Source organism: Streptomyces pseudoechinosporeus (assembly GCF_054783935.1).
The window spans coordinates 345,466-372,406 of sequence record NZ_BAAGPS010000001.1 but is presented as its reverse complement, the minus strand read 5'-3'; the positions used below and the strand labels follow the sequence as shown (position 1 = coordinate 372,406).

Genomic DNA, 26,941 nt, shown 5'->3' with positions numbered 1-26,941 from the left:
ACACAACATGGGGGAGGGGCGGCTCCACCGGGTGGAAGCCGCCCCACGGGCCGGACCGCGCGGCCCCTGCTCCTTGTCGCTACTTCTTGTCGAGAAGATCCTGCACCTTGCCGCGGACCTCGTCCGTCGCGAGCCCGCGGATCGTCAGCGTCGTACGGCGGCGCAGCACGTCGTCCGCCGTCTCGGCCCACTCGTTGTCCCGGGCGTAGACGACCTGCGCCCAGATCTCCGGGGCGTCCGGGTGGACCCGCTCGGCGAGCTCCGGGTCGTCGTTCGCGAGGCGGGCGATGTCGAAGGCCAGCGAGCCGTAGTGGGTGGCCAGGTGCCTGGCGGTGTCCGGCGCCATGCGCGGTCCCGGTGCCGGGTGGTCGACGAGCAGGCGGTGCGCGACCGCGCGCGGGTTGGCGACCCCGGGCAGCGGCAGTTTCTTCGGCAGCTCGGAGACCGGCTCGAAGTCCTCGCCGAGCGGACGGCCCGGCAGCGACTCCAGTTGCCTCATGACCGTACGGCCGATGTGCCGGAACGTCGTCCACTTGCCGCCCGCGACGGACAGCATGCCGCCCCGGCCCTCGGTGACGACCGTCTCCCGCTTGGCCTTCGAGGTGTCGCCGGGCCCGCCGGGCAGGACGCGCAGACCCGCGAAGGAGTACGTGATCAGGTCACGGGACAATTGCTGGTCACGTATCGAGAACGCGGCCTCGTCCAGGATCTGCGCGATGTCCTTCTCGTTGACCGCGACGTCCGCGGGGTCGCCCTCATACGCCTCGTCGGTCGTGCCGAGCAGCAGCATGTCCTCCCAGGGGAGGGCGAAGGTGATGCGGTACTTGTCGATCGGGGTGGCCAGCGCCGCCTTCCATGGCGATGTCCGCTTGAGGACGAGGTGTGCGCCCTTCGACAGACGTATGGAAGGCGCCGCGTTCGCGTTCTCCATCCGGCGCAGGTGGTCGACCCACGGCCCGGTCGCGTTGAGCACAAGGCGTGCCGACACCCCGAACTCGCCGCCGTCGAGGCGGTCGCGCAGCTCGGCGCCGGTCACCCGGCCCTTGGTGAAGCGCAGGCCGGTGACCTCGGCGTGGTTCAGTACGACGGCGCCCGACTCGACGGCCGCGCGGACCGTCATCAGCGCCATCCGGGAGTCGTTCATCTGGTCGTCGCCGTACACGGCCACGGCCTTGAGGTTGTCCGTACGCAGCTCGGGCACGTCTTGCGCGGCCTTCGACGGGCTCAGCAGATGACCCACGCCGTCACCGAAGGCCGACAGCGCCGAGTACGCGAACACACCGGCCCCGAGCTTCGCCGCGCCGTGCGGCCCGCCCTTGTACACGGGGAGGTAGAACGTGAGCGGATTCGCCAGGTGGGGGGCCACCTGGCGGGAGACCGCACGGCGCTCGAAGTGGTTCTCCGCGACCAGCTTCACCGCGCCGGTCTGCAGATAGCGCAGACCGCCGTGGAGCAGCTTGGAGGAGGCGGAGGAGGTGGCACCGGCGAAGTCGCCGGCGTCGACCAGCGCCACCCGCAGCCCGGACTGCGCGGCATGCCAGGCGGTGGAGATGCCCAGGATGCCGCCGCCGATGACGAGAAGGTCGTACGTCGCCTTGGAGAGCCGCTCCCGGGTCTCGGCGCGGCTCACTGCTTTTGAATGCAACACAGCAAAGCCGGAGGCCGGGCGCGTACCGAGGGCAGGTACGGACTGCAGGGTGGACTGACTGGTCATGCGGATTCTTACTCCTGTCAGTTTTCTTCGTCTTCGAGCCAGCCCATGGTCCGCTCCACGGCCTTGAGCCAGCTCTTGTACTCGCGGTCGCGGGTCTCCGCGGCCATGTTGGGGGTCCACTCGGCGGCCCGGCGCCAGTTGGCGCGCAGGTCGTCGGTGCTGTTCCAGAAGCCGACGGCGAGACCGGCGGCGTAGGCGGCGCCGAGGCAGGTGGTCTCGGCGACCATCGGGCGCACCACGGGGGCGTCCAGGAAGTCCGAGAGGGTCTGCATCAGCAGGTTGTTGGAGGTCATGCCGCCGTCGACCTTGAGGGCCGCGAGTTCGACGCCGGAGTCCTTGGTCATGGCGTCGCTGATCTCACGGGTCTGCCAGGCAGTGGCTTCCAGAACGGCGCGCGCGATGTGCGCCTTGGTGACGTAGCGGGTCAGGCCGGCGATCACACCGCGGGCGTCCGGGCGCCAGTACGGGGCGAACAGGCCGGAGAACGCCGGGACGAAGTAGGCGCCGCCGTTGTCCTCCACCGACGAGGCCAGGGTCTCGATCTCGGCGGCGGTGCTGATCAGGCCCATCTGGTCGCGCATCCACTGCACCAGCGCGCCGGTGACGGCGATGGAGCCCTCCAGGGCGTAGACCGGCGCCTGGTCGCCGATCCGGTAGCCGACCGTGGTCAGCAGGCCCGAGTACGAGTTGATGATCTTGTCGCCGGTGTTCATCAGCATGAAGGTGCCGGTGCCGTACGTCGACTTGGCCTCGCCCTCGGCGAAGCAGGTCTGGCCGAACAGGGCCGCCTGCTGGTCGCCGAGCGCGGAGGCGACCGGGATGCCGCCGAGCAGGTCGCCCAGCTTGCCGCCGGTGATCTCGCCGTACACCTCGGCGGAGGAGCGGATCTCGGGCAGCATCGCCAGCGGGACACCGATGGACTCGGCGATCTTCTCGTCCCACTGCATCGTGTGCAGGTTCATGAGGAGGGTGCGGGAGGCGTTGGTGACGTCGGTGACGTGGTGGCCGCCGTCGACACCGCCGGTCAGGTTCCAGATGACCCAGGAGTCCATGGTGCCGAAGAGGATGTCGCCGGCCTCGGCGCGCTCGCGCAGGCCCTCGACGTTGTCGAGCAGCCAGCGTGCCTTCGGCCCGGCGAAGTACGAGGCGAGCGGCAGGCCCGTCTCGCGGCGGAAGCGGTCCTGGCCGACGTTGCGGCCGAGTTCCCTGCAGAGGGCGTCGGTGCGGGTGTCCTGCCAGACGATGGCGTTGTGGACGGGCTCACCGGTGTTCTTGTCCCAGAGCAGCGTGGTCTCGCGCTGGTTGGTGATGCCGATGGCCTTGATGTCGTCGCGGGTGATGCCGGCCTTCTCGATGGCACTGGCCACGACCTCCTGGACGTTGGTCCAGATCTCGGCGGCGTTGTGCTCGACCCAGCCCGGCTTGGGGAAGATCTGCTCGTGCTCCTTCTGGTCGACGGAGACGATCCGGCCGTCGCGGTCGAAGACGATGCAGCGGCTGGAGGTGGTGCCCTGGTCGATGGCGGCGATGAAGGGGCCTGCGGTGTGGGCGTCGGTCACGGTGTGCTCCCTGAAAATCCGTGGTCAAAGGGGCGGTCTGAGAGGCTGGCTCACGGCGTGTTGCTCGCGGCTACAAGTGAACGTACGGCGCTGAGGGGCCGCACGGCTCTAGGCAAAAGCGACGTTGTAGATACCTGCGGCGATCGCTCCGCCGATCAGCGGACCGACGACCGGGATCCAGGCGTAGCCCCAGTCGGAACCGCCCTTGTTGGGCAGGGGCAGCAGGGCGTGGACGATACGCGGGCCGAGGTCACGGGCCGGGTTGATCGCGTACCCGGTCGGACCGCCCAGCGAGAGGCCGATGCTGACGACCACGAGCGCGGTGATCAGCGCGCCGAGGGTGCCGAGACCCTTGCCGCTGTCGTTCAGGCCCTGGGTGAGGACCGCGAGCACCAGCACGATCGTGGCGATGATCTCCGTGGCGAGGTTCTGCGCGGCGATCCGGACCTCGGGGCCGGTGGAGAAGATGCCGAGCACCGGGCCGGCCTGGGCCTCCTGCGCCTCGACGGACTTGAGGTCCTGAGCTCCCGGACCGCCGACGATCTCCCGGTCGGTGAGGTGGGCGTGGAACTGTCCGTAGTACGCGACCCAGACCAGCGCCGCGCCGATCATGGCGCCGAGGAGCTGTCCCGCCCAGTAGGTGGGGACGTCGCCCCACTCACCGTCCTTGATGGCGATGCCGAGCGTGACGGCGGGGTTCAGGTGGGCACCGGAGAGGGGTGCCGAGGTGTAGACGGCGGTGAGTACCGCGAAGCCCCACCCGAAGGCGATGGCGAGCCATCCGGCGTTACGCGCCTTGGAGGCCTTCAGCGTGACGGCGGCACAGACTCCGCCGCCGAGGAGGATGAGTATGGCGGTACCGATGGTCTCGCCGATGAAGATGTCGGAGCTGGACACCCGCGACTCCTTTGTCCTTCGTCCAGGGGAATGCCGAACCCCGGGTCTCTCCGGTGGTCCGTGCTCTCAAGGATGAGAGCGATGCCGGCCCTTGGCGTTGCCACACTCTAGCGCGTATTGCCGGTAGCTGTTCGACAATGCCGACCGTTGGACGCGAGTCTTGTCCCAGGCTCAGCGGCACGTCAAGAGCTCTGTTGCCGAATCTCTTGCCGACCTCGTGATCGTTACTGATCGAAAGAGGGCCGGGGCATCGACGATGCCCCGGCCCTGACTCCTGCTGGTCTCCTGCGAACGCTCAGAACCGGGCGGCGCCCAGGTCCCGCGACACGGCGCGGGCGCAGTCGCGTACCGCCGCGATCAGCTCGGGGCGCAGCTCCCCGTTCGCACAGATCCGCTCCACGGCCCCGGTGACACCCACCGCGCCGACCGGCATCCGCCGCCGGTCGTGGATGGGCGCGGCGACGGACGCGACGCCCTCCCAGGTCTCCTCCACGTCGGCCCCGTATCCACGCGCGCGGGTGATGTCCAGGACCCCCTCGAACGCGTCCAGTTCGCTGATCGTGCGCGCGGTGAACGCCTTGCGCTCGGCCTCCACGACCTCGCTGTGCGCCACCGGGTCGTACGCCGACAGCACCTTGCCCAGCGCCGTGGAGTGCAGCGGCTGCATGGCACCGACCTCCAGGACCTGACGGCTGTCGTCGGGCCTGAAGACGTGGTGCACGATCAGCACTCCGTGCTGGTGCAGGACCCCGAGGTAGACGCTCTCGCCGCTGGAGCGGGCCAGATCGTCGGTCCAGACGAGGGCACGCGCGCGCAGCTCGTGGACGTCCAGATACGTGGTGCCGAGGCGCAGCAGCTCCGCGCCCAGCTGATAGCGCCCGGAGGCCGCGTCCTGCTCGACGAAGCCCTCCTGCTGAAGCGTGCGCAGTATCCCGTGGGCCGTGCCCTTGGCGAGACCGAGCGAAGAGGCGATGTCCGACAGGCCGAGCCGCCGCTCACCGCCCGCGAGGAGCCGCAGCATCGCGGCCGCCCGTTCGAGCGACTGGATGTTCCGTGCCATCGCAGTCCTGCCTCCGTCCCCTTCGACCGTCGACATGCGGACTCCTGTGCCGCCGTTCGACAATGCTGAACACTATCGGTCGTTGCCGACCTCCCGCTAATGGGTGGCCGTCAGATGTCGTCACAGGTTCCGGCCGGATCCTCACCGGCGCCCCGTCCGTCACGCCCGTCCGTCCTGCGGACTCCCCTGACCGTCCGAAGCGCTCCCGGCTACCCTGGCTTGGTGCGTCCTCCGCCGGAAGCCGCATAGCCGACAGCCGTCGCACCACAGGGAGCCCTTTCATGGCCTCGTCGCCAACCCCTTCCGCCGACAGCCGGACCCGCATCACCGCCCTTCGCGAGGCGCTCGCCACCCGTGTGGTGGTGGCCGACGGCGCCATGGGCACGATGCTGCAGGCCCAGGACCCGACGCTCGAGGATTTCGAGAACCTCGAGGGCTGCAACGAGATCCTGAACGTCACGCGTCCCGACATCGTGCGTTCCGTCCACGAGGAGTACTTCTCCGTAGGCGTCGACTGCGTCGAGACGAACACCTTCGGCTCGAACCACTCAGCTGCCGGCGAGTACGAGATCGCCGACCGGATCTTCGAGCTGTCCGAGGCGGGCGCCCGGATCGCCCGCGAGGTCGCCGACGAGTTCGGCGCCAAGGACGGTCGCCAGCGCTGGGTCCTCGGCTCGATCGGCCCGGGCACCAAGCTGCCGTCGCTCGGCCACATCGCGTACGACGCACTGCGTGACGGCTACCAGCAGAACGCCGAGGGCCTGCTCGCCGGTGGCGCGGACGCCCTGATCGTGGAGACCACGCAGGATCTGCTGCAGACCAAGTCAAGTCTGATCGGTGCGCGCCGCGCGATGGATGCCGTGGGCGTGAACGTGCCGCTGATCTGCTCGCTCGCCTTCGAGACCACGGGCGTCATGCTGCTCGGTTCGGAGATCGGTGCGGCGCTGACCGCGCTGGAGCCGCTCGGTATCGACCTGATCGGCCTGAACTGCTCGACCGGCCCGGCCGAGATGAGTGAGCACCTGCGCTATCTGGCCCGCCACTCGCGTACGCCGCTGATGTGCATGCCGAACGCCGGGCTGCCCATCCTCACGAAGGACGGCGCGTACTTCCCGCTGACACCGCCCGAGATGGCCGACGCCCAGGAGAACTTCGTACGCGATTACGGCCTCTCCCTGATCGGCGGCTGCTGCGGCTCGACGCCCGAGCACCTGCGCCAAGTCGTCGAGCGTGTACGCGATCTGGCCCCGGCCGAGCGCCACCCGCAGCCCGAGCCGGGCGCCGCCTCCCTCTACCAGACCGTGCCGTTCCGTCAGGACACCGCGTACATGGCGATCGGTGAGCGCACCAACGCCAACGGCTCGAAGAAGTTCCGCGAGGCCATGCTGGAGGGCCGCTGGGACGACTGCGTGGAGATGGCCCGCGAGCAGATCCGCGAGGGCGCCCACATGCTCGACCTGTGCGTGGACTACGTGGGCCGTGACGGCGTCGCCGACATGGAGGAGCTGGCCGGCCGCTTCGCCACCGCCTCCACGCTGCCGATCGTCCTGGACTCCACCGAAGTCGACGTGATCCGGGCCGGGTTGGAGAAGCTCGGCGGCCGCGCGGTCATCAACTCGGTCAACTACGAGGACGGCGACGGCCCCGAGTCCCGGTTCGCGAAGGTCACCAAGCTCGCCCAGGAGCACGGCGCCGCGCTGATCGCCCTGACCATCGACGAGGAGGGCCAGGCCCGTACCCCGGAGCACAAGGTCGCGATCGCCGAGCGGCTGATCGCCGACCTGACCGGCAACTGGGGCATCCACGAGTCGGACATCCTCATCGACACCCTGACCTTCACCATCTGCACCGGCCAGGAAGAGTCCCGTAAGGACGGCATCGCCACGATCGAGGCGATCCGCGAGCTCAAGCGCCGCCACCCGGATGTGCAGACCACGCTGGGCCTGTCGAACATCTCCTTCGGCCTCAACCCGGCCGCCCGCGTCCTGCTCAACTCGGTCTTCCTGGACGAGTGCGTCAAGGCGGGCCTGGACTCGGCGATCGTCCACGCGTCGAAGATCCTCCCGATCGCCCGCTTCACCGAGGAAGAGGTCCAGACGGCCCTCGACCTGATCTACGACCGCCGCGCCGAGGGATACGACCCGCTCCAGAAGCTCATGGCCCTGTTCGAGGGCGCCACCACCAAGTCCCTGAAGGCGGGCCGCGCCGAGGAACTGGCCGCCCTGCCGCTGGACGAGCGCCTCAAGCGCCGCATCATCGACGGCGAGAAGAACGGCCTCGAACAGGACCTGGACGACGCTCTCCAGGAGCGCCCTGCCCTGGACATCGTCAACGAGACGCTGCTGGACGGCATGAAGGTGGTCGGCGAGCTGTTCGGCTCCGGCCAGATGCAGCTGCCGTTCGTGCTCCAGTCCGCCGAGGTGATGAAGACCGCGGTCGCCTACCTCGAACCGCACATGGAGAAGGTCGAGGGCGACGAGGCCGGCAAGGGCACCATCGTGCTCGCCACCGTGCGCGGCGACGTGCACGACATCGGCAAGAACCTGGTCGACATCATCCTGTCCAACAACGGCTACAACGTGGTCAACCTGGGCATCAAGCAGCCCGTCTCCGCGATCCTGGAGGCCGCCGAGGAGCACAAGGCCGATGTCATCGGCATGTCCGGCCTCCTGGTCAAGTCCACGGTGATCATGAAGGAGAACCTGCAGGAGCTCAACCAGCGCAAGATGGCCGCCGACTACCCGGTCATCCTCGGCGGAGCGGCCCTGACCCGGGCGTACGTCGAACAGGACCTGCACGAGATCTACGAGGGCGAAGTCCGCTACGCCCGCGACGCGTTCGAGGGCCTGCGGCTGATGGACGCGCTGATCGGCGTCAAGCGGGGTGTGCCGGGAGCGTCCCTGCCCGAGCTGAAGCAGCGCCGGGTCAGGGCCACCGCCCAGACCGTCGTCGAGGAACGCCCCGAGGAGGGCGCGGTCCGCTCCGACGTGGCCATCGACAACCCCATCCCCCAGCCGCCGTTCTGGGGAACCCGTGTCATCAAGGGCATCCAGCTCAAGGAGTACGCCTCCTGGCTGGACGAGGGCGCGCTGTTCAAGGGCCAGTGGGGCCTCAAGCAGGCGCGTACGGGCGACGGGCCGACGTACGAGGAGCTGGTGGAGACCGAGGGCCGGCCGCGGCTGCGGGGACTGCTGGACCAGCTGCAGACCGGGAACCTGCTGGAAGCGGCCGTCGTCTACGGCTACTTCCCGTGTGTGTCCAAGGACGACGACCTGATCCTGCTGGACGAGGCGGGCAACGAGCGCACCCGCTTCACCTTCCCGCGCCAGCGCCGTGGCCGCCGGCTGTGCCTGGCCGACTTCTTCCGCCCCGAGGAGTCTGGCGAGACGGACGTGGTCGGCCTCCAGGTCGTCACCGTCGGCTCCCGGATCGGCGAGGAGACGGCGAAGCTGTTCGCCTCCGACGCCTACCGCGACTACCTCGAACTGCACGGCCTGTCCGTGCAGTTGGCCGAGGCCCTGGCGGAGTACTGGCACGCGCGCGTGCGTTCCGAACTCGGCTTCGCCGGGGAGGACCCGGCCGAGATCGAGGACATGTTCGCGCTGAAGTACCGCGGCGCCCGCTTCTCGCTGGGCTACGGCGCCTGCCCGGACCTGGAGGACCGCGCCAAGATCGCCGAACTGCTGGAGCCGGAGCGGATCGGCGTCCAGCTGTCCGAGGAGTTCCAGCTCCACCCCGAGCAGTCCACGGACGCGATCGTCATCCACCACCCCGAGGCGAAGTACTTCAACGCCCGCTGAGGCGGACCGCGAGGGCACCCGACAGGGCCCCGAGGGCACACTGAGATGGCCCCACGGCGGGTCTGGAGTGTGCCCTCGCACACGTCGGTCAAACGCGGCACTTCCGCGGCGAGAGTCGTACACTGGTCGGTCCAGCGCAGGCCGGTTCCTCACCAGGAGCCGGCCTTCTCGTCCCTCTCGGAGGTGTGCCCGGATGACCAGTACGGTCCCCGCATTCGGTACTCGTACGGCCGAAGGCTCCGCCCTGCAGGCGGTGCTCCTCGACATGGACGGAACCCTGGTGGACACCGAGGGCTTCTGGTGGGACGCCGAGGTCGAGGTGTTCGCGCGCCTCGGCCACCGGCTCGACGACTCCTGGCGGCATGTCGTGGTCGGCGGCCCCATGACCCGCAGCGCGGGTTTCCTCATCGAGGCCACCGGAGCCGACATCACCCTCGCCGAGCTCACGGTGCTGCTGAACGACGGATTCGAGGACCGGATCAGCCGCGCCCTGCCGCTGATGCCGGGCGCCGCGAGGCTGCTCGCCGAGCTGTCCGCGCACGAGATCCCCACGGCGCTGGTCTCCGCCTCGCACCGCCGCATCATCGACCGCGTACTGACCTCGCTCGGCCCGGCAAACTTCGGGCTGACCGTCGCGGGGGACGAGATCGAGCGCACCAAGCCGCACCCCGACCCGTATCTGCTCGCGGCCAGGGGCCTCGGCGCGGACCCGGCCAGATGCGTGGTCATCGAGGACACCGCGACGGGTATCGCGTCCGCCGAGGCCGCGGGCTGCCATGTGGTGGCCGTACCCTCCGTCGCGCCGATCACCCCGGCCGTTCGGCGCACCGTCGTGCCCTCGCTGGAAGAGGTCGACCTGTCCTTCCTGCGCGGGCTGCTGACGGTCTGAGGGACTGCCAGGACTGCTTGCGGACGGGAATGTGCCGGGCGCTCACCTCGCGTGAAAAGTTGAATACGAGAGAAAACTGGAAAGCACTACGTGTGCAGGCCACCCGAGTAATTCAATCTTCACCGGATGACTGAATTGCAGGGCGGTTCAACCCAGTTGGCCCTGTGATGTTCACCACCCATCAATAGGGTCGACATAAGGGCCGCGATATGCCGTAAGTCCCTTACTGGCGGTACGGGACGTGCCCTTGTGTCCCGTTTGGTGGAACCGTGCGCGACTCGTTCCACTGTCGGGTTTTCAGTGCGTCCACGCCCGGTTTCGCAGCGTGATGGGAAGTCAACTCCGGTATTGGCGAGACGTCCTGCTGGTGCGGACTAATCTCATTGGCGAGAACCTCGCCGTAACACCCGTGACCCGCTTGCGACACCCCGGCATGCCGGGTTCACGGATCGAAAGCTCTGGAGAACTTCGAGCATGAACCGTAAGACCTTGGTGCTGCCGGCCGTGATCGGCCTGCTCGCCCCGGTCCTCGCCGCCTGCGGCGGATCCGCCGGCGGGGGCAGCAGCGATGACGCCATAGTCGTGGGCACCACCGACCGGTTCGCCGCCTCGAAGGAGGCACCCGCGCCACTGGACCCGGCGTACGCGTACGACGTCGGCACCTGGAACGTCCTGAGGCAGACCGTCCAGACGCTGATGACCCTGCCCGACGGCGGCGGCGACCCCCAGCCGGAGGCCGCCCAGCGCTGCGGCTTCACCGACACCGGCAACGAGCGGTACGCGTGCACCCTGCGCTCGGGCCTCAAGTTCGCGAACGGCGACCCCGTGACCGCGGACGATGTGAAGTTCTCGATCGAACGTGCGCTGCGGATCCAGGCCGACAGCGGTGTTTTCGCACTGCTCTCGGGCATCGACACCGTCGAGACCAAGGGCGACCGCGAGGTGATCTTCCATCTCAAGAACGCCGACGCCACGTTCCCGTTCAAGCTGTCGACGCCGGTCGCGGGCATCGTCAACCCCGACGACTACGACAAGAACAAGCTGCGCGACGGCTTCTCGGTGGACGGCTCCGGCCCGTACACCCTCGATGCCGAGGTCAAGAACGACGAACTCGTCAACGCCGTCTTCACCAGGAACCCCAACTACCAGGGGCAGTTGAAGGTGAAGAACGACAAGGTCGAACTCCGCTCCTTCGACAGCGCCGACGCCATGGGTGCCGCGCTGAACAAGGGCACCGTCAACGTGATGACCCGCACCATGTCGCCCGCGCAGATCAGGAAGCTCCAGAACGCCAAGTCCACGGACATCGACCTGATCGAGCAGCCCGGCCTGGAGATCCGCTACCTGGGCTTCAACACCAACGACCCGTCGGTGAAGTCCAAGGCCGTCCGTCAGGCGATGGCGCAGGTCATCAACCGCGGTGAACTCGTCTCCGATGTGTACGGCACCGGCGCCGACCCGCTGTACTCCATGGTGCCGACCACCATCACAGGTCACGCCAACTCGTTCTTCAACAAGTACGGCGAGCCCGACACCGTCAAGGCCAAGGCCCTGCTGTCCGAGGCGAACGTCACCACGCCGGTGAAGCTGACCCTGCACTACACGGACGACCACTACGGGCCCGCCACCAAAGAGGAGTTCGAGCTGCTGAGGAAGCAGCTGAACGGCAGCGGCCTGTTCGAGGTCGACGTCAAGGGCGAGAAGTGGGCGACGTTCCGCCCGAACGAGCAGAGGGGCAAGTACGCGGTCTACGGCATGGGCTGGTTCCCGGACTTCCCCGACGCCGACAACTACCTCGCGCCGTTCCTCGACAAGAACAACACCATCAACTCGCCCTACGCGAACCCCGAGATCCGGGGCACCCTGATCCCGGAGTCCCGCCGGCAGGCCGACCGGCTCACCGCGGCGCGGAGCATCGAGGAGATCCAGAACATCGTCGCCGAGGACGTCCCCATGCTGCCGCTGTGGCAGGGCAAGCAGTACATCGCCGCACGGGACGACATCACCGGCGCCGAACGGACCCTCAACTCCACCGCCACGCTCCAGCTATGGGAACTGGGCCGCGGCGTCAGCAGCTGACCCAACACACCGTCAGCAGCCGACCCCCGCACGGCGAAAGCGGCTGACCGGAACTCACCGCCGGATTTCTCAGACCAACGACAAGGCACACGTACGTGAACATGCGCACCAAATGGTCGGTTCTGTCCACCGCGACGGCGCTGGCCGGCACTCTGCTGACCGGCTGCGGCTCCCAGGGGGGCGAATCCGGTGGCACCGGCTCGTCCGTCGTCATCGGGATGACCGACGACGTCCTGGCCACCGATCCCGCCTCGGGCTACGACCCGGGCTCCTGGCTGTTGTTCAACAACGTCTTCCAGTCCCTGCTGAGCTTCCCCAAGGGCGGCACGGAACCGGAGCCGGAGGCCGCGAAGTCGTGCTCCTTCACCGACGCGGACACCAGGGTCTACCAGTGCACCCTGCGCGACGGTCTGAAGTTCAGCAACGGTGACGAACTCACCTCTCAGGACGTCAAGTTCTCCTTCGACCGCATGATGAAGATCGACGACGCCGACGGCCCCGCGATCATGTTCCCTATGCTCGACAAGGTCGAGACCCCGGACGAGAAGACGGTCGTCTTCCAGCTGAAGGTCCCCGACGCCACCTTCCCCAGCAAGATCGCCTCCGGTGCCGGCTCGATCGTGAACCACCGGGAGTACGACGCGGACGGGCTGCGCGAGGACGGCAAGGCCATCGGCTCGGGCCCGTACCAACTCGACTCCTTCAGCGAGGACGAGGCCGTGTTCTCGGCCAACGAGAACTACAAGGGCAATGCCGACGTGCGGAACTCCGGCGTGACCCTCAAGTTCTTCCACGGCGACCGCTCACGCCTGCGCAAGGCCCTCACCGACACCAAGGTCGACGTCGCCTACCGCGGTCTCGCCGCCCAGGACGTCGCGGACATCGAGAACGACACGTCCACCAGCCAGGGCATCGACGTCATCGAGGGCTCCAGCGCCGAGGTGCAGCACCTGGTCTTCAACACCCAGGACCCGGTGGCGGGCAAGCTGAGCGTCCGCAAGGCGATCGCCCACCTCCTGGACCGCGAGGCCCTCGTCGAGGAGGTCTACGACTCCACGGCGACACCGCTGTACTCGATCATCCCGGCCGGCGTCACCGGCCACAACACGGCCTTCTTCGACACCTACGGCGCCCGCCCCTCGCGCACCAAGGCCGAGGACGTGCTGCGCGCCGACGGCATCACCGACAAGGTGAAGCTGACCCTCTGGTCGACCCCGACCCGCTACGGTCCGTCCACGGACCAGGAGTTCGAGGCGATCGCCAAGCAGCTCAACGCCAGCGGCCTGTTCGACGCGAGCGTGAAGTCGGTCGCCTACGACCAGTACGAGAAGGACATCGAGGCCGGCAAGTACGGCGTGTACGTGAAGGGCTGGGTGCCGGACTACCCCGACCCGGACAACTTCACGGCCCCGTTCTTCGGCGAGGGCAACGTCCTCGGCAACGGCTATACGAACTCCACGGTCACCGGCCGGCTCATCCCCGAGACCGCCGCCCTGAGCGACCGCGCCTCGACCGAGCAGCAGTACGGGCAGCTCCAGGACATCGTCGCCGAGGAGGTCCCGGTCCTCCCGATCTGGCAGGCCAAGCAGTACGCGGTCGTCCGCGACAACGTGTACGGCCTGGAGTACTGCCTCGACGCGTCGACCGTGTTCCGGTTCTGGGAGATCAGCAAGGACTGAGGCTTCCGCGTATACGGCGATGGCCGCCCCCGGTCTTCGGAAAGGGGGCGGCCATCGCCGTATACGGGTGCGCGGTCGGTCACTGCGCGCCGGGGCGCACCAGTCCGCTCTCGTACGCGTACACCGCCGCCTGTACGCGGTCACGCAGGCCCAGCTTGGTGAGGACGTGACCCACATGCGTCTTGACCGTGGTCTCGCTGACGAAGAGGTCCGCGGCGATCTCCGCGTTCGACAAGCCGCGGGCCACCAGCTTCAGCACCTCCACCTCACGCTCGGTCAGCGTGTGCAGCGTGTCCGGCACCGGCTCGTCGCCCGAGGGCAGATGACCCGCGTACTTGTCCAGCAGTCGGCGCGTGATGCTCGGCGCGAGCATCGCCTCGCCCGCGGCGACCACACGGATCGCCTGCACCAACTCGTTGGCCGGGGCGTCCTTGAGCAGGAAGCCGCTGGCGCCCGCGCGCAGCGCCTCCACCACGTACTCGTCGAGGTCGAAAGTGGTCAGCACCAGGACCTTCGCGGGTCCGTCCCGGCCGGGGCCGGTGATCTGCCGGGTCGCCTCGACACCGTCCATCCGTGGCATACGGATGTCCATCAGAACCACATCGGGCTGCAGGGCACGCACCTGGTCGAGTGCCTGGAGACCGTCTCCGGCCTCGCCGACGACCGCGATGTCCTGCTCCGCCTCCAGGATCATCCGGAAGCCGGTACGCAGCAGCGGCTGGTCGTCGACCAGTAGGACACGGATGGCCACGTAAGTCTCCTTCGCTAGTCCGGCCCCATTCTGCCCTGCGCGTGTGGTTCGGTCCGACTCCGGGGCTCTCCAGCCGCTGCCGGCTCCCCGCCGCCCGACTCGGGCCCCCTGACCGGCAGCGACTGCATCTCCCGGGGGGCAACCCCCGGACCCCCGGCCGAATCCGACTCGGCCACCCTCACCGGCAGCGGGTACGGCGGGGGAGTGCCACCGAATTCCGGGCATACCGCCTGGTGGTCGCACCAGCCGCACAGTTTGGTGGGCCGCGGTCGCCAGTCGCCCGTCTCGGTGGCCAGCCGGATCGCGTCCCACAGCGCGTGCAGCTTGCGCTCGACCCGCTCCAGGTCCGCGACCACCGGGTCGTACGTCAGCACATCACCGCTGCCGAGATAGACGAGCTGGAGGCGACGCGGGACGACCTTCTTCAGGCGCCAGACCACCAGGGCGTAGAACTTCATCTGGAACAGCGCGCCCTCGGCGTACTCCGGTCTAGGCGCCTTGCCCGTCTTGTAGTCGACGATCCGCACCTCGCCCGTCGGCGCGACATCGACCCGGTCGATGATCCCGCGCAACTTCAGACCCGACTCGAGCCGGGCCTCCACGAACAGCTCGCGCTCGGCGGGCTCGAGACGGGTCGGGTCCTCCAGCGTGAACCACCGCTCCACAAGCTGCTCGGCCTCGGCGAGCCAGCGCGCCAGCCGCTCACCCGCGGCCTGCTCGTCGGCGTCGGCGAACAACTCGGCCAGCTCCGGCTTCGCCGTCCGCAGCCGGTCCCACTGACCGGGGATCAGCGACTTCGCGCGCGGCACCGTGCGCTCGGTGGCCGGGGCGTCGAAGAGCCGCTCCAGGACCGAGTGCACCAGCGTGCCCCGCGTGGCCGCCTCGCTCGGCTTCTCGGGCAGCTTGTCGATCACCCGGAAGCGGTACAGCAGCGGACACTGCATGAAGTCACCGGCACGTGAGGGCGACAACGAGGCCGGGGGCACAGCCACGGCGGCCCTGGACCTGCTGCCGGAGCCCGTGCCGGTGCCCGGTTGCGCGACGCCGTCGTCGGTACTGGTTTCCATGCCGACAGACCTTACGGCCCGCCACTGACAACGCCACACACAGTGACCTGCGTACGGGCGCGACCGCCCGGGAAACAGTGAGGGTGCCGGGGCGAAGCGCACCGCGACGGCCGCATACCATCGACGGCAGAACCTCTCGCTCTGCATGATCGTGAGCGGGAGACGCGTCGAACGAGGGGACATCGTGGACGAGAGCGGCGGGAGCGGGCAGCCGCGATCCGGAACGGACGAAGCGACCGAGCACCCCGCGGTGCCGGACGCCACCACCGCACGCCCGCACCCAGACGCGGAGCCGACGAGCGCCGACACCCGCCCAGAGCCCACCGACTCCACCGCCCCCAACGGCCCGACGGACACGGTGGCTTGGGAAAAACAGCCCACACCCGCACACCGCTCCGGCACGACGGCGGACGCCACGGGGCCCTCGGCCACGGACGCCTCGGCCGAAGGCCCGGACGGCTCGATCGAGCCGGCCAAGGCCCGCCGAGGCGAGGGCACGGACGGTTCCGGCCCCGGCGGCGGTGCCCCGGACGCGCGGCCCCCCGCCGCAGGCGGCGGCTCCGGAACCCCGCCGCCGCAGCGCGGCAAGGGGCCCGGCGGCGGGCTGCTCATGGGCCGCCCGTTCGGAGTGCCCGTGTACGTCGCGCCCAGCTGGTTCCTCGTCGCGGCACTCATCACCTGGGTCTTCGGCGGCCAACTCGAGCGCGTACTGCCCGAACTCGGCGGCGCCCGCTACCTCGTGTCCCTCTTCTTCGCAGTCGCCTTCTACGCCTCCGTACTCGTCCACGAACTGGCCCACACGGTCGCCGCCCTGCGCTTCAAACTGCCGGTGCGCCGCATCCAGCTGCAGTTCTTCGGCGGCGTCTCCGAGATCGAGAAGGAGTCCGAGACCCCAGGCCGCGAGTTCATCCTCGCCTTCGTCGGCCCCCTGCTCTCCCTCGTCCTCGCCGGCCTCTTCTACCTCGCCCTGCTGACCGTCGAGCCGGGCACCGTCCCCGGCGTACTGCTGGCCGGCCTGATGATCTCCAACCTGATCGTCGCCGCGTTCAACCTGCTCCCCGGGCTGCCCCTCGACGGCGGCCGTATGCTCCGCGCCGTCGTCTGGAAGATCACCGGCAAGCCGATGACCGGCACCATCGCCGCCGCCTGGGTCGGCCGCGCCCTCGCGATCTCCGTACTGATCGGACTGCCCCTGCTCACCCAGTCCGGCGCACTCGGCGCCGAAGCCGAGGACATCGGCGGCATGGACACCGTCATGGACGCCCTGCTCGCCGCGATCCTCGCCGCGATCATCTGGACCGGCGCCGGAAACAGCCTCCGCATGGCCCGCCTCAGGGAACACCTCCCGGAGCTGCGCGCCCGCTCCCTCACCCGCCGCGCCGTCCCCGTAGAGACCGACACCCCGCTCTCTGAAGCGCTGCGCCGCGCCAACGACGCCGGTGCCCGCGCCCTGGTCGTGGTCGACGCCCACGGAGAGCCCCTCTCCCTGGTCCGCGAAGCCGCCATCGTCGGCGTACCGGAGCACCGCCGCCCCTGGGTCGCGGTCAGCGGCCTCGCCCAGGACCTCACGGACGGCATGCGGATCTCCGCCGAACTCGCAGGCGAGGAACTCCTCGACGTTCTGCGGGCCACCCCTGCCACCGAGTACCTGGTGGTGGAGGAGTCCGGCGAGATCTACGGTGTCCTGTCCGCGGCCGACGTGGAGCGCGCTTTCGTGAAGGCCATGGCCAGGCCCAGCTGAACTCAGGCGCACGCGCGCGTGGTCTGCGGCCTGCGCCCAGGCCGGTAGGCTGGTCACATGTCCGAACCGACCGGTGCCGCCCGCCGACGCGGGCCCTTCAAGGTCGGGGACCAGGTCCAGCTCACTGACCCCAAGGGACGCCACTACACGTTCACGCTCGAAGCCGGGAAGAACTTTCACACCCACAAGGGGTCCTTCCCGCACGACGAGCTGATCGGCGCCCCCGAGGGCAGCGTTGTCCGCACCACGGGGAACGTCGCCTATCTCGCGCTGCGCCCCCTGCTCCCCGACTACGTCCTGTCCATGCCCCGCGGCGCCGCCGTGGTCTATCCCAAGGACGCGGGGCAGATCCTGTCCTTCGCCGACATCTTCCCCGGCGCCCGCGTCGTGGAGGCCGGCGTCGGCTCCGGCTCGCTCAGCAGCTTCCTGCTGCGCGCCATCGGCGACCACGGCATGCTGCACAGCTACGAGCGCCGCGCCGACTTCGCCGAGATCGCCCAGGCGAACGTGGAGCGCTACTTCGGCGGCCCGCACCCCGCCTGGCAGCTCACCGTCGGCGACCTCCAGGACAACCTGTCGGACACGGACGTCGACCGCGTCATCCTCGACATGCTCGCCCCCTGGGAATGCCTGGAGGCCGTCTCCAAGGCGCTCGTCCCCGGCGGCATCCTGTGCTGCTACGTCGCGACCACCACCCAGCTCGCCCGGACCGTCGAGTCCATCCGCGAGATCGGCTGCTTCAACGAGCCGACCGCCTGGGAGTCGATGATCCGCAACTGGCACGTCGAGGGCCTCGCCGTCCGCCCCGACCACCGCATGATCGGGCACACCGGCTTCCTGCTCACCGCCCGCCGCCTCGCCGACGGCGTCGAACCCCCCATGCGCCGCCGCCGCCCCGCCAAGGGCGCATACGGCGAGGACTACACCGGCCCGAACGCCGACGGAGGCACCGGCCGCTGAGGCGGCCCCGTGCCGCACACAACGCGCAAGCACCGTGGTCGAGTTCCCGAAACCCCTCGGGAACTCGGCCACGGCGCTTTTCTGTTGACACCGCGACAGAACTGCGCACCCCGCCGTTCCCCCTCACTGTGACGTATGGCACCATGCTGGCCACCCCCACCGGCACAGCCCTCACAGGAGACACATCTCTCGTGCAGCAATCCGCCGTCCCGGAACTGGCACACACCCACGCCCGCCCGATCCACTGGGTCGCCACAGCCACCGCCCTGGCCGGAGTCGTCGCAGCCTCCGCCTTCCTCCAGCCCGACCAGGCCACCGCCGCCCAGCCCGGCCGCGGCGCACAAAGCGCCCCCGCCGCCACCGCGCCACCCGATCCCACCCGCGTCGACTTCCCCGTGGAGTGCGGCCCCACCAAGGTCATCGTGCAGAAGAAGGCCTCCGGAGACCTCGACGGCGACGGCCGCCCCGAAACGGTCGCCGTGGTCCGCTGCGACGCGATCGCGGGCGCTCCGCCGAGCGGCATGTACGTACTCACCCAGGCCGCCGACGCCACCGAACCCCACATCGTGGCCACCCTGGTCGACCCGAAAGACCGCCTCACCGTCACAGACTTCGTCGTACGTGACGCTTCCGTCACCGCCACCCTGCTCGGCTACTCCTCGCCCGACGTCCCGCGTTGCTGCCCGGACGTGGACGAACGCGCCAAGTGGCAGTGGAAAAACGGCACATTCGTCCGTTCCGTCCCCGCCGGCGCCCAGAGCGTGTGACCAAAGAGACAAACCAGAACGGCCCGGAACGCAAAGTGGCTTGACGTAACCGTCGAACTACTCCGCGTCCGGGCCGTACACCTCAGCCTTGTCCGAAACCCGACGCACATGGATGCACTCGCCCGGGCACTCCTTCGCGGAGTCGGCAACATCACGCAAAAGCGTCAGGGGCACGGGCGTTGTGGCCCCCGGAGCCTGCAACAACTCCTCGCCGGCCCCCTTTACATAGGCCAGTCCGTCGATGTCCAACTCGAAGACCTCGGGTGCATACTGGGCGCAGATGCCGTCGCCGGTGCAGAGGTCCTGATCGATCCACACCTCCAGGTCCTCGCCGCCGACGCCGGCCTCTTGCTGAACGCTCATGACTCCTGCCGATCCTGTGCCGAGCGAACCGGAATAAAACGCAAGTCGGCCCAGCTCTGACGGGTGTTGAACACTTCGACCCTACCTCCGCCCGCTTCCCAACCATGTTCAGTGGGTATTTCCCTGGCGTGAGGGAGAGCGCAAGGGTGAAGATCGGACACACCCCGACCGTCTTTGTGATCTAGGGGTTTCAATCGACACCCACCCAGGTAGGGTCTGGAAGCGTCCAGCTCCCCTTGGAGGAGGTGAGGACCGTGGCAGCCCACGACGACGACATGAACCGCGGCATCCGCCCGGGACGAGGGTCCGAGGACCCCGCCGGGCAGATTGCCTATCTTGAGCAGGAGATCGCCGTCCTGCGACGTAAGCTCGCCGACTCTCCGCGACACACGAGAATTCTCGAAGAGCGGATCGTCGAGCTGCAGACCAACCTGGCCGGCGTGTCCGCGCAGAACGAGCGGCTCGCCAACACACTCCGTGAGGCCCGAGACCAGATCGTGGCCCTCAAGGAGGAAGTCGACCGGCTCGCACAGCCGCCGGCCGGCTTCGGCGTCTTCCTCACGGCGAACGAGGACGGCACGGCCGACATCTTCACCGGCGGCCGCAAGCTCCGCGTGAACGTCAGCCCCAGCGTCGAACTCGACGAGCTCAGGCGCGGCCAGGAAGTGATGCTCAACGAAGCGCTCAACGTGGTCGAAGCCATGGAGTACGAGCGAGTCGGGGACATCGTCACCCTCAAGGAAATCCTCGAGGACGGCGAGCGCGCCCTGGTACTCGGGCACACCGACGAGGAACGGGTGGTACGGCTCGCCGAGCCGCTGCTGGACGTCACCATCCGCCCCGGCGACGCCCTCCTGCTCGAACCCCGATCCGGCTACGTCTACGAGGTCGTACCCAAGAGCGAGGTCGAAGAACTCGTCCTCGAAGAGGTCCCCGACATCGGCTACGAACAGATCGGCGGCCTGGGCAACCAGATCGAAATGATCCGCGACGCAGTCGAGCTCCCGTACCTCTACCCCGACCTCTTCAAGGAGCACGAACTGCGGCCGCCCAAGGGCGTCCTGCTGTACGGACCCCCCGGATGCGGCAAGACACTCATCGCCAAGGCCGTCGCCAACTCACTGGCCAAAAAAGTCGCCGAGGTGACCGGACAGGCCACCGGCAAGAGCTTCTTCCTCAACATCAAGGGCCCCGAGCTTCTCAACAAGTACGTCGGCGAGACCGAGCGGCAAATCCGCCTCGTCTTCCAGCGCGCCCGTGAGAAGGCCAGCGAAGGCACACCCGTCATCGTCTTCTTCGACGAGATGGAATCCCTCTTCCGCACCCGTGGATCAGGCGTCAGCTCAGACGTGGAAAACACCATCGTCCCGCAGCTGCTCGCCGAGATCGACGGCGTGGAAGGCCTGCAGAACGTGGTCGTGATCGGCGCCTCCAACCGCGAGGACATGATCGACCCCGCCATCCTGCGCCCCGGACGCCTCGACGTGAAGATCAAAATCGAGCGCCCGGACGCCGAAGCGGCCAAGGACATCTTCCAGAAGTACCTCACCGAGCGCCTCCCCCTGCACCCCGAGGACATCGGCGAGCACGGCGGCGACAAGGGCGCCACGGTCCAGGGCATGATCCAGACCGCGGTCGAGCAGATGTACGCCGAATCCGAGGAGAACCGCTTCCTCGAGGTCACCTACGCCAACGGCGACAAGGAAGTCCTCTACTTCAAGGACTTCAACTCCGGCGCCATGATCGAGAACATCGTCGGCCGCGCCAAGAAAATGGCCATCAAGGACTTCCTCGAACACAACCAGAAGGGCCTCAGGGTCGCCCACCTGCTCCAGGCCTGCGTCGACGAATTCAAGGAGAACGAAGACCTGCCCAACACCACCAACCCGGACGACTGGGCCCGCATCTCCGGAAAGAAGGGCGAACGGATCGTCTACATCCGCACCCTCATCACCGGAAAGCAGGGCGCAGACACCGGACGCTCCATCGACACGGTGGCGAACACCGGTCAGTACCTGTAAAAGACAGGGCGACTGCGGGTGCCCTCACCGGGTACCCGCAGTCGACTGTTTTCCAGGGCACCACCGGAGCGGAGCAATGACGCAAATGATCTCCCCACCAGCGCAAAGGCGTTCTAGGCTCTTCCATACCGCCGAGTCGCGCAGTGCGGGGACGGGCACCGCACACGCACCGGAGAACCAGCGGTACTTGAGCGGAGCCCCCGACCGAGGGCGCCGCCGGGCAAGGAGGGCCGCATGACCGTACGGCGAGTAATGGGCATCGAGACCGAGTACGGAATCTCCGTACCCGGCCACCCCAACGCCAATGCCATGCTCACCTCGTCCCAGATCGTCAACGCCTACGCGGCGGCGATGCACCGGGCGCGCCGCGCCCGGTGGGACTTCGAGGAGGAGAACCCGCTGCGGGACGCACGAGGCTTCGACCTCGCCCGCGAGGCCGCCGACGCCAGCCAGCTCACCGACGAGGACATCGGCCTCGCCAATGTCATCCTCACCAACGGAGCACGGCTGTACGTGGACCACGCACACCCCGAATACAGCGCACCAGAGGTCACCAACCCACGGGACGCAGTCCTGTGGGACAAAGCCGGCGAGCGCATCATGGCAGAAGCCGCCGAACGCGCGGCCCAGCTCCCCGGCGCCCAGCCGATCCACCTCTACAAAAACAACACCGACAACAAAGGCGCCTCCTACGGCACACACGAGAACTACCTGATGAAGCGGGAAACCCCCTTCTCAGACATCGTGCGCCACCTCACACCGTTCTTCGTCTCACGCCAGGTCGTCACCGGCGCAGGCCGCGTCGGCATCGGCCAGGACGGCCACGAACACGGCTTCCAGCTCAGCCAGCGCGCCGACTACTTCGAAGTCGAAGTCGGCCTGGAAACCACCCTCAAGCGGCCCATCATCAACACCCGCGACGAGCCGCACGCCGACGCGGAGAAATACCGCCGCCTGCACGTGATCATCGGTGACGCGAACCTGTCGGAGATCTCCACGTACCTGAAGCTGGGCACGACCGCCCTGGTCCTGTCCATGATCGAGGACGGCTTCATCGCGGTCGACCTCGCCGTCGACCAGCCCGTACGCACCCTCCACCAGGTCTCACACGACCCCTCACTGAAGCGCCTGGTCACCCTCCGCAGCGGCCGGACACTCACCGCAGTCCAACTCCAGATGGAGTACTTCGAACTCGCACGCAAATACGTCGAGGAACGGTACGGCGCCGACGCGGACACACAGACCAAGGACGTACTCACCCGCTGGGAAGACGTCCTCGGCCGCCTCGAAAGCGACCCCATGAGCCTCGCCGGCGAACTCGACTGGGTCGCCAAACGCGAGCTCATGGAAGGCTACCGACGCCGCGACAACCTCGAATGGGACGCAGCACGCCTCCACCTCGTCGACCTCCAGTACGCCGACGTACGCCCCGAAAAGGGCCTCTACAACCGTCTGGCGGCCCGCGGCAAGATGAAGCGCCTCCTGAACGACACAGACGTGGAACGGGCCCGCACCAAGCCACCGGAGGACACCCGCGCCTACTTCCGCGGACGCTGCCTCGAGCAGTACGCGGACGACGTCGCAGCCGCCTCCTGGGACTCGGTGATCTTCGACCTCCCCGGCCGGGACTCGCTCCAACGCGTACCAACCCTCGAGCCGCTTCGCGGAACGCGTAATCACGTGAAAGAGCTCCTGGACCGCTGCCGTACCGCAGAAGACCTGGTCAGGGTCCTCTCCGGCGGCTGAACGAACCCGGTCGGTCCCACCAGCGGAACGGGGCCGGCGGGGTGGAAAAGGGCGCCGTCCGGGAATCATGAAGGTGGCCCCCGGACGTTGTAGCAACTGTGGGGCCAATGTCGGACCCTGCTTGTAGGGTCTGATCAAGAACGTCGAACCGAGCGGGGTGAGGGTTATGGCGACCAAGGACACCGGCGGCGGCCAGCAGAAGGCAACGCGTTCCACCGAGGAGGTCGAGGAGACTGCACAGGATGCGCAGGCATCGGAAGACCTCAAGGAACGCCAGGAGAAGCTGAGCGACGACGTGGACTCCGTCCTGGACGAAATCGATGACGTCCTCGAGGAGAACGCAGAGGATTTCGTGAGGTCATTCGTTCAAAAGGGCGGGCAGTAGAGGCCAGGATCCATTTTCGCCTTCGATATGAAGGTTCGGGGTGGGTGAGTGGCCGAACGAGGGCAGCTGAAGCGCTGTGTGCGGTGTGGCGAGAGCAAGCCGTACACAGCCTTCTCCCGCAAGCGAACGAACCTTGATGGCTTGCAGCGCCACTGTCGGGATTGTGCAACCAACTATCACTGCACGAAGCAGGAGGTCTTGCCTCAGGGACTCCGCCCCAAGATGGATGTGCCCGAGGGGCATAAGCGCTGTCCGGGATGCGGTGAAGTGAAGCCGTACAGCGAGTGGCATCGCAGGAGAAGCGCTGCTGATGGCTTGGCCAGTCGCTGCAAGACTTGCAGAGCGGCGGCGGCGCCCGCAGGTCACCTGCGGCGTAAGTGCGGCATAACCGAAGCCGAGCGCGACGAGATGATCGCCTCCCAGATGGGGCTCTGTGTGATCTGCCTGAAAGCCCCGGCAGTCCAGGTGGATCACTGCCACAAGACGGGTAGGGTCCGTGGCGTACTGTGCTTCAACTGCAATTCCGGCCTCGGCCTGTTGAGGGATGACCCCGAAGCGATGAACCGAGCTGCCGACTACCTGGAAGGAAACGCGTGGAAGCCAACACTCGTAGCACCGGGCGTCTACCGGCTGCCTTCCTGACGCCTGGTTCGTCGTCCTTCATGGACTTCCTGTCCGATCACCAGCCCGAAATCCTGCCGGGGAACCGGCAGTTGCCCGCCGTCAAGGGAGTGATCGAGGCGCCGCACGGCACCACGATCGTGGCCACCACGTTCCCCGGTGGCGTCGTGCTTGCCGGTGACCGGCGGGCCACCATGGGGAATGTCATCGCGCAGCGGGACATCGAGAAGGTGTTCCCGGCTGATGAGTACTCGGCGGTGGGGATCGCGGGTACGGCGGGTCTGGCTGTTGAGATGGTGAAGCTTTTCCAGTTGGAGCTGGAGCACTTCGAGAAGGTCGAGGGTGCGCAGCTCTCCTTGGAGGGCAAGGCGAACCGTCTGTCGACGATGATCCGGTCCAATCTCGGCATGGCCATGCAGGGCCTGGCTGTGGTGCCGATCTTCGCGGGGTATGACGTGGACCGTGAGAAGGGGCGCATCTTCTCGTACGACGTCACGGGCGGCCGTTCGGAGGAGCATGGCTTCGCTGCCACGGGCTCGGGTTCGATCTTTGCGCGCGGTGCCATGAAGAAGCTGTACAGCGAGGACATGACTGAGGAGCAGGCGACGACGCTGGTCGTGCAGGCTCTGTATGACGCGGCCGACGACGACTCGGCGACCGGTGGTCCCGATGTCGCGCGTCGGATCTATCCGCTCGTCACCGTGATCACCGAGGACGGGTTCCGCCGTCTCACGGATGAGGAGTCTTCCGAGATCGCCCGCTCGATTCTGGAGCGGCGTATGGAGCAGCCCGACGGTCCGCGTGCCGCGTTGCTCTGACTGCGGCCCTTGTGGGCCCCTCTTGTCCAGGTGATCGAGTGACTTTCACAGAAAGGGACGGATAGCCGGTGTCGACGCCGTTCTATGTCTCACCCCAGCAGGCCATGGCCGACCGGGCGGAGTATGCGCGCAAGGGCATTGCCCGTGGCCGCAGCCTGGTTGTGCTGCAGTTCGCCGACGGCATTGTCTTCGTCGGCGAGAACCCGTCCCGTGCGCTGCACAAGTTCAGCGAGATCTATGACCGGATCGGCTTTGCGGCCGCCGGCAAGTACAACGAGTACGAGAATCTCCGCATCGGTGGTGTTCGCTACGCTGACCTGCGGGGTTATACCTACGACCGTGACGATGTGACCGCTCGCGGTCTTGCCAATGTGTATGCCCAGACGCTCGGCACGATCTTCTCGAGTGCGGCGGAGAAGCCGTATGAGGTGGAGCTTGTGGTCGCCGAGGTCGGGGTGACGCCTGATGGTGACCAGATTTACCGGTTGCCGCATGATGGATCGATCGTGGACGAGCATGGCTCGGTCGCGGTCGGTGGCAATGCCGAGCAGATCAGCACTTATCTGGATCAGCGTCACCGGGAGGGCATGACGCTCGCGGAGGCGCTGAAGCTGGCCGTTCAGGCCCTGTCTCGCGACACCAACGGGAGTGAGCGGGAGATTCCCGCCGAGCGCCTGGAGGTGGCGGTTCTGGACCGTACGCGTCCGCAGCAGCGCAAGTTCAAGCGCATTGTGGGCCGCCAGTTGTCCCGTCTGTTGCAGGGGGAGAGTGCGGACGGGGCTGGAGATGCCGCCGAGTCCGATGGATCCGATGAGGCCGATGGGTCTGAAGCGTCCGGCGCGTCCGACGAGAAGTAATCCCGGCCATTCACCCTTTGTGCCCCGGTCCCGCTTCGCTGCGGGGTCGGGGCGCAGTGGCGTTCAGGAGGGACGTGGCGGGGCCGTGGAGCCCCGTACGACCAGTTCGACGGGGATGTTGCCTTCCGGTGGTGTTTCGCCTTCCAGGACTGCGAGCAGGGCTGTCATGCCGCGCTCGCCGAAGAGTTCGGCGTCGAGGCGGACGGTGGTGAGTTCGGGTTCGATGGCTGTGGCGAGGGCCAGGTCGTCGAAGCCGGTCACGGAGATGTCGTGGGGGATGCGCAGGCCGAGGTGGCGCGCGGCCTTGTAGGCGCCGACAGCGAGTTTGTCGTCGTCGCAGACGACGGCGGTGGGCCGTGGGTCCGGGCCGTGCAGGGCGTCCTCGGCTGCGGCACGTGCACCCTCGATGGTGATCGGTGCCTTTGCCGTGCGTACCTCGGTGCCGGCTCTCTCTCCCACGCGGGCGGCGAGTTCCCGGGCGCGTACGTCGAAGGTCCAGGAGTCGATGTCCGCGGCGAGGTGCAGGAACCGGCGGTGGCCCAGTGTCAGCAGGTGTTCGGTGATCTGGCGCATGCCGTCGGTGATGTCGAGGTTGACGGTGGTGGCGCCTTGGCTGCCGGCCGGGTCGCTGTCCAGCATGACGAGGGGGAGGTCGTCGCCGCGGATTTCTGTGAGGGCTTCGGAGGCCATGGAGGAGGCGATGACGCCGTCCAGGGCGGCTCGTGCGGAGGCGAAGGGGTCGCGGGCAGGGCCGATGCCTTCGGGTGAGGGGTACAGGACGACGCCGAAGCCGTGTTTGGCGGCGATGCGGGCGGCTCCTTCGTAGACGGCGGCGAAGAACTCGTTGGTGAGCGCGGGCACCACCAGGAGGGCCGTTCGTGCCTGGCCGAGTCGTAGGTTGCGGGCGGCGAGGTTCGGCCGGTAGCCGAGTTCCCGTGCGGCCTGGCGTACTCGCTCGGCTGTTGCCTCGGAGACTCGTCCGCGCCATTTGTCGCCCAGTACGAGGGAGACGGCGGCCTGGGAGACTCCGGCGGCCTGGGCGACGTCGCGGCTCGTGGGGCGGGTGCTTCCTCGTGCCACCGTCGACCTGCTCTTTCTGCTGGACTCGCGGACTGGGCACATGGTACGTATGACCAAGGGCGTTATACGTACAACGTCAGTCGTCAA

The 26,941-nt window shown here is 67.9% G+C and carries 21 protein-coding genes; 13 read left to right on the top strand and 8 right to left on the bottom strand.

What is annotated here, in order from left to right; genetic code table 11:
• Positions 1 to 79: 79 nt before the first annotated feature.
• The 4 genes from ACYVO6_RS01665 to ACYVO6_RS01650 all read right to left on the bottom strand — a co-directional run bounded on the left by ACYVO6_RS01665 (position 80) and on the right by ACYVO6_RS01650 (position 5,230).
• A complete protein-coding gene (locus ACYVO6_RS01665; protein ID WP_461056567.1) occupies positions 80 to 1,714 on the bottom strand; it encodes a glycerol-3-phosphate dehydrogenase/oxidase in 1,635 nt (544 codons plus the stop codon).
• A gap of 17 nt (positions 1,715 to 1,731) precedes the next feature.
• Positions 1,732 to 3,273, bottom strand: coding sequence for a glycerol kinase GlpK (glpK, locus tag ACYVO6_RS01660; protein WP_461056566.1), 1,542 nt, complete (start codon positions 3,271 to 3,273; stop codon positions 1,732 to 1,734).
• Positions 3,274 to 3,381: 108 nt separating this feature from the next.
• Complete coding sequence (locus ACYVO6_RS01655; RefSeq protein WP_461056565.1) at positions 3,382 to 4,170, bottom strand: MIP/aquaporin family protein; 789 nt, start codon at positions 4,168 to 4,170, stop codon at positions 3,382 to 3,384.
• Between the two features lie 295 nt (positions 4,171 to 4,465).
• Positions 4,466 to 5,230 carry an IclR family transcriptional regulator gene (locus ACYVO6_RS01650; RefSeq protein ID WP_461056718.1) on the bottom strand — a complete coding sequence of 255 codons (765 nt, stop codon included), beginning with the start codon at positions 5,228 to 5,230 and terminating at the stop codon, positions 4,466 to 4,468.
• 281 nt (positions 5,231 to 5,511) lie between these two features.
• On the opposite strand from ACYVO6_RS01650, the gene metH reads away from it, so the two are divergent.
• The 4 genes from metH (at position 5,512) to ACYVO6_RS01630 (ending at position 13,677) form a co-directional block, all read left to right on the top strand.
• A complete protein-coding gene (gene metH, locus ACYVO6_RS01645; protein WP_461056564.1) occupies positions 5,512 to 9,030 on the top strand; it encodes a methionine synthase in 3,519 nt (1,172 codons plus the stop codon).
• A gap of 193 nt (positions 9,031 to 9,223) precedes the next feature.
• The gene (locus tag ACYVO6_RS01640) at positions 9,224 to 9,919 is read left to right on the top strand and encodes an HAD family hydrolase (protein ID WP_461056563.1); all 696 of its coding nucleotides are present in this window, start codon (positions 9,224 to 9,226) and stop codon (positions 9,917 to 9,919) included.
• 474 nt (positions 9,920 to 10,393) lie between these two features.
• The gene (locus tag ACYVO6_RS01635; protein WP_461056562.1) at positions 10,394 to 11,998 is read left to right on the top strand and encodes an ABC transporter substrate-binding protein; all 1,605 of its coding nucleotides are present in this window, start codon (positions 10,394 to 10,396) and stop codon (positions 11,996 to 11,998) included.
• Positions 11,999 to 12,093: 95 nt separating this feature from the next.
• Entirely contained in the window at positions 12,094 to 13,677 is a 1,584-nt protein-coding gene (locus ACYVO6_RS01630) for an ABC transporter substrate-binding protein (protein WP_461056561.1), read from the top strand.
• A gap of 79 nt (positions 13,678 to 13,756) precedes the next feature.
• Here the strand turns inward: ACYVO6_RS01630 and ACYVO6_RS01625 are convergent, their stop codons facing one another.
• Complete coding sequence (locus tag ACYVO6_RS01625; protein WP_016639462.1) at positions 13,757 to 14,428, bottom strand: response regulator; 672 nt, start codon at positions 14,426 to 14,428, stop codon at positions 13,757 to 13,759.
• 14 nt (positions 14,429 to 14,442) lie between these two features.
• Positions 14,443 to 15,495, bottom strand: coding sequence for a RecB family exonuclease (locus ACYVO6_RS01620; protein WP_461056560.1), 1,053 nt, complete (start codon positions 15,493 to 15,495; stop codon positions 14,443 to 14,445).
• 184 nt (positions 15,496 to 15,679) lie between these two features.
• Between ACYVO6_RS01620 and ACYVO6_RS01615 the strand changes: the two genes are divergently transcribed.
• From ACYVO6_RS01615 to ACYVO6_RS01605, 3 genes are all read left to right on the top strand, one after another.
• On the top strand, positions 15,680 to 17,236 hold the full coding sequence (locus ACYVO6_RS01615; RefSeq protein ID WP_461056559.1) for a site-2 protease family protein: 1,557 nt from the start codon (positions 15,680 to 15,682) through the stop codon (positions 17,234 to 17,236).
• A 57-nt stretch (positions 17,237 to 17,293) separates the two neighbouring features.
• Complete coding sequence (locus ACYVO6_RS01610; protein WP_352371328.1) at positions 17,294 to 18,196, top strand: tRNA (adenine-N1)-methyltransferase; 903 nt, start codon at positions 17,294 to 17,296, stop codon at positions 18,194 to 18,196.
• 191 nt (positions 18,197 to 18,387) lie between these two features.
• Positions 18,388 to 18,963, top strand: a complete 576-nt coding sequence (locus ACYVO6_RS01605) for a hypothetical protein (RefSeq protein WP_461056558.1) — start codon at positions 18,388 to 18,390, stop codon at positions 18,961 to 18,963.
• Between the two features lie 57 nt (positions 18,964 to 19,020).
• On the opposite strand, the gene ACYVO6_RS01600 is transcribed toward ACYVO6_RS01605, so the two are convergent.
• Positions 19,021 to 19,326: a ferredoxin gene (locus tag ACYVO6_RS01600; RefSeq protein ID WP_461056557.1), complete on the bottom strand. Its 306-nt coding sequence runs from the start codon at positions 19,324 to 19,326 to the stop codon at positions 19,021 to 19,023.
• 254 nt (positions 19,327 to 19,580) lie between these two features.
• On the opposite strand from ACYVO6_RS01600, the gene arc reads away from it, so the two are divergent.
• From arc to prcA, 6 genes are all read left to right on the top strand, one after another.
• Complete coding sequence (arc, locus tag ACYVO6_RS01595; RefSeq protein ID WP_461056556.1) at positions 19,581 to 21,347, top strand: proteasome ATPase; 1,767 nt, start codon at positions 19,581 to 19,583, stop codon at positions 21,345 to 21,347.
• Positions 21,348 to 21,581: 234 nt separating this feature from the next.
• Positions 21,582 to 23,093 (top strand): depupylase/deamidase Dop, encoded by a 1,512-nt coding sequence (gene dop, locus ACYVO6_RS01590; protein WP_461056555.1) that lies wholly within the window; start codon positions 21,582 to 21,584, stop codon positions 23,091 to 23,093.
• Positions 23,094 to 23,259: 166 nt separating this feature from the next.
• Positions 23,260 to 23,478 (top strand): ubiquitin-like protein Pup, encoded by a 219-nt coding sequence (locus tag ACYVO6_RS01585; protein WP_251411117.1) that lies wholly within the window; start codon positions 23,260 to 23,262, stop codon positions 23,476 to 23,478.
• A 222-nt stretch (positions 23,479 to 23,700) separates the two neighbouring features.
• Positions 23,701 to 24,120, top strand: coding sequence for an endonuclease VII domain-containing protein (locus ACYVO6_RS01580; protein WP_461056554.1), 420 nt, complete (start codon positions 23,701 to 23,703; stop codon positions 24,118 to 24,120).
• Entirely contained in the window at positions 24,072 to 24,917 is an 846-nt protein-coding gene (gene prcB / locus ACYVO6_RS01575; RefSeq protein ID WP_461056553.1) for a proteasome subunit beta, read from the top strand. The genes ACYVO6_RS01580 and prcB overlap by 49 nt, the downstream gene beginning before the upstream one ends.
• Before the next feature lie 68 nt (positions 24,918 to 24,985).
• Positions 24,986 to 25,774, top strand: a complete 789-nt coding sequence (gene prcA, locus ACYVO6_RS01570) for a proteasome subunit alpha (RefSeq protein ID WP_461056552.1) — start codon at positions 24,986 to 24,988, stop codon at positions 25,772 to 25,774.
• A 63-nt stretch (positions 25,775 to 25,837) separates the two neighbouring features.
• Here the strand turns inward: prcA and ACYVO6_RS01565 are convergent, their stop codons facing one another.
• Entirely contained in the window at positions 25,838 to 26,896 is a 1,059-nt protein-coding gene (locus ACYVO6_RS01565; RefSeq protein ID WP_461056551.1) for a LacI family DNA-binding transcriptional regulator, read from the bottom strand.
• Positions 26,897 to 26,941: the final 45 nt, after the last annotated feature.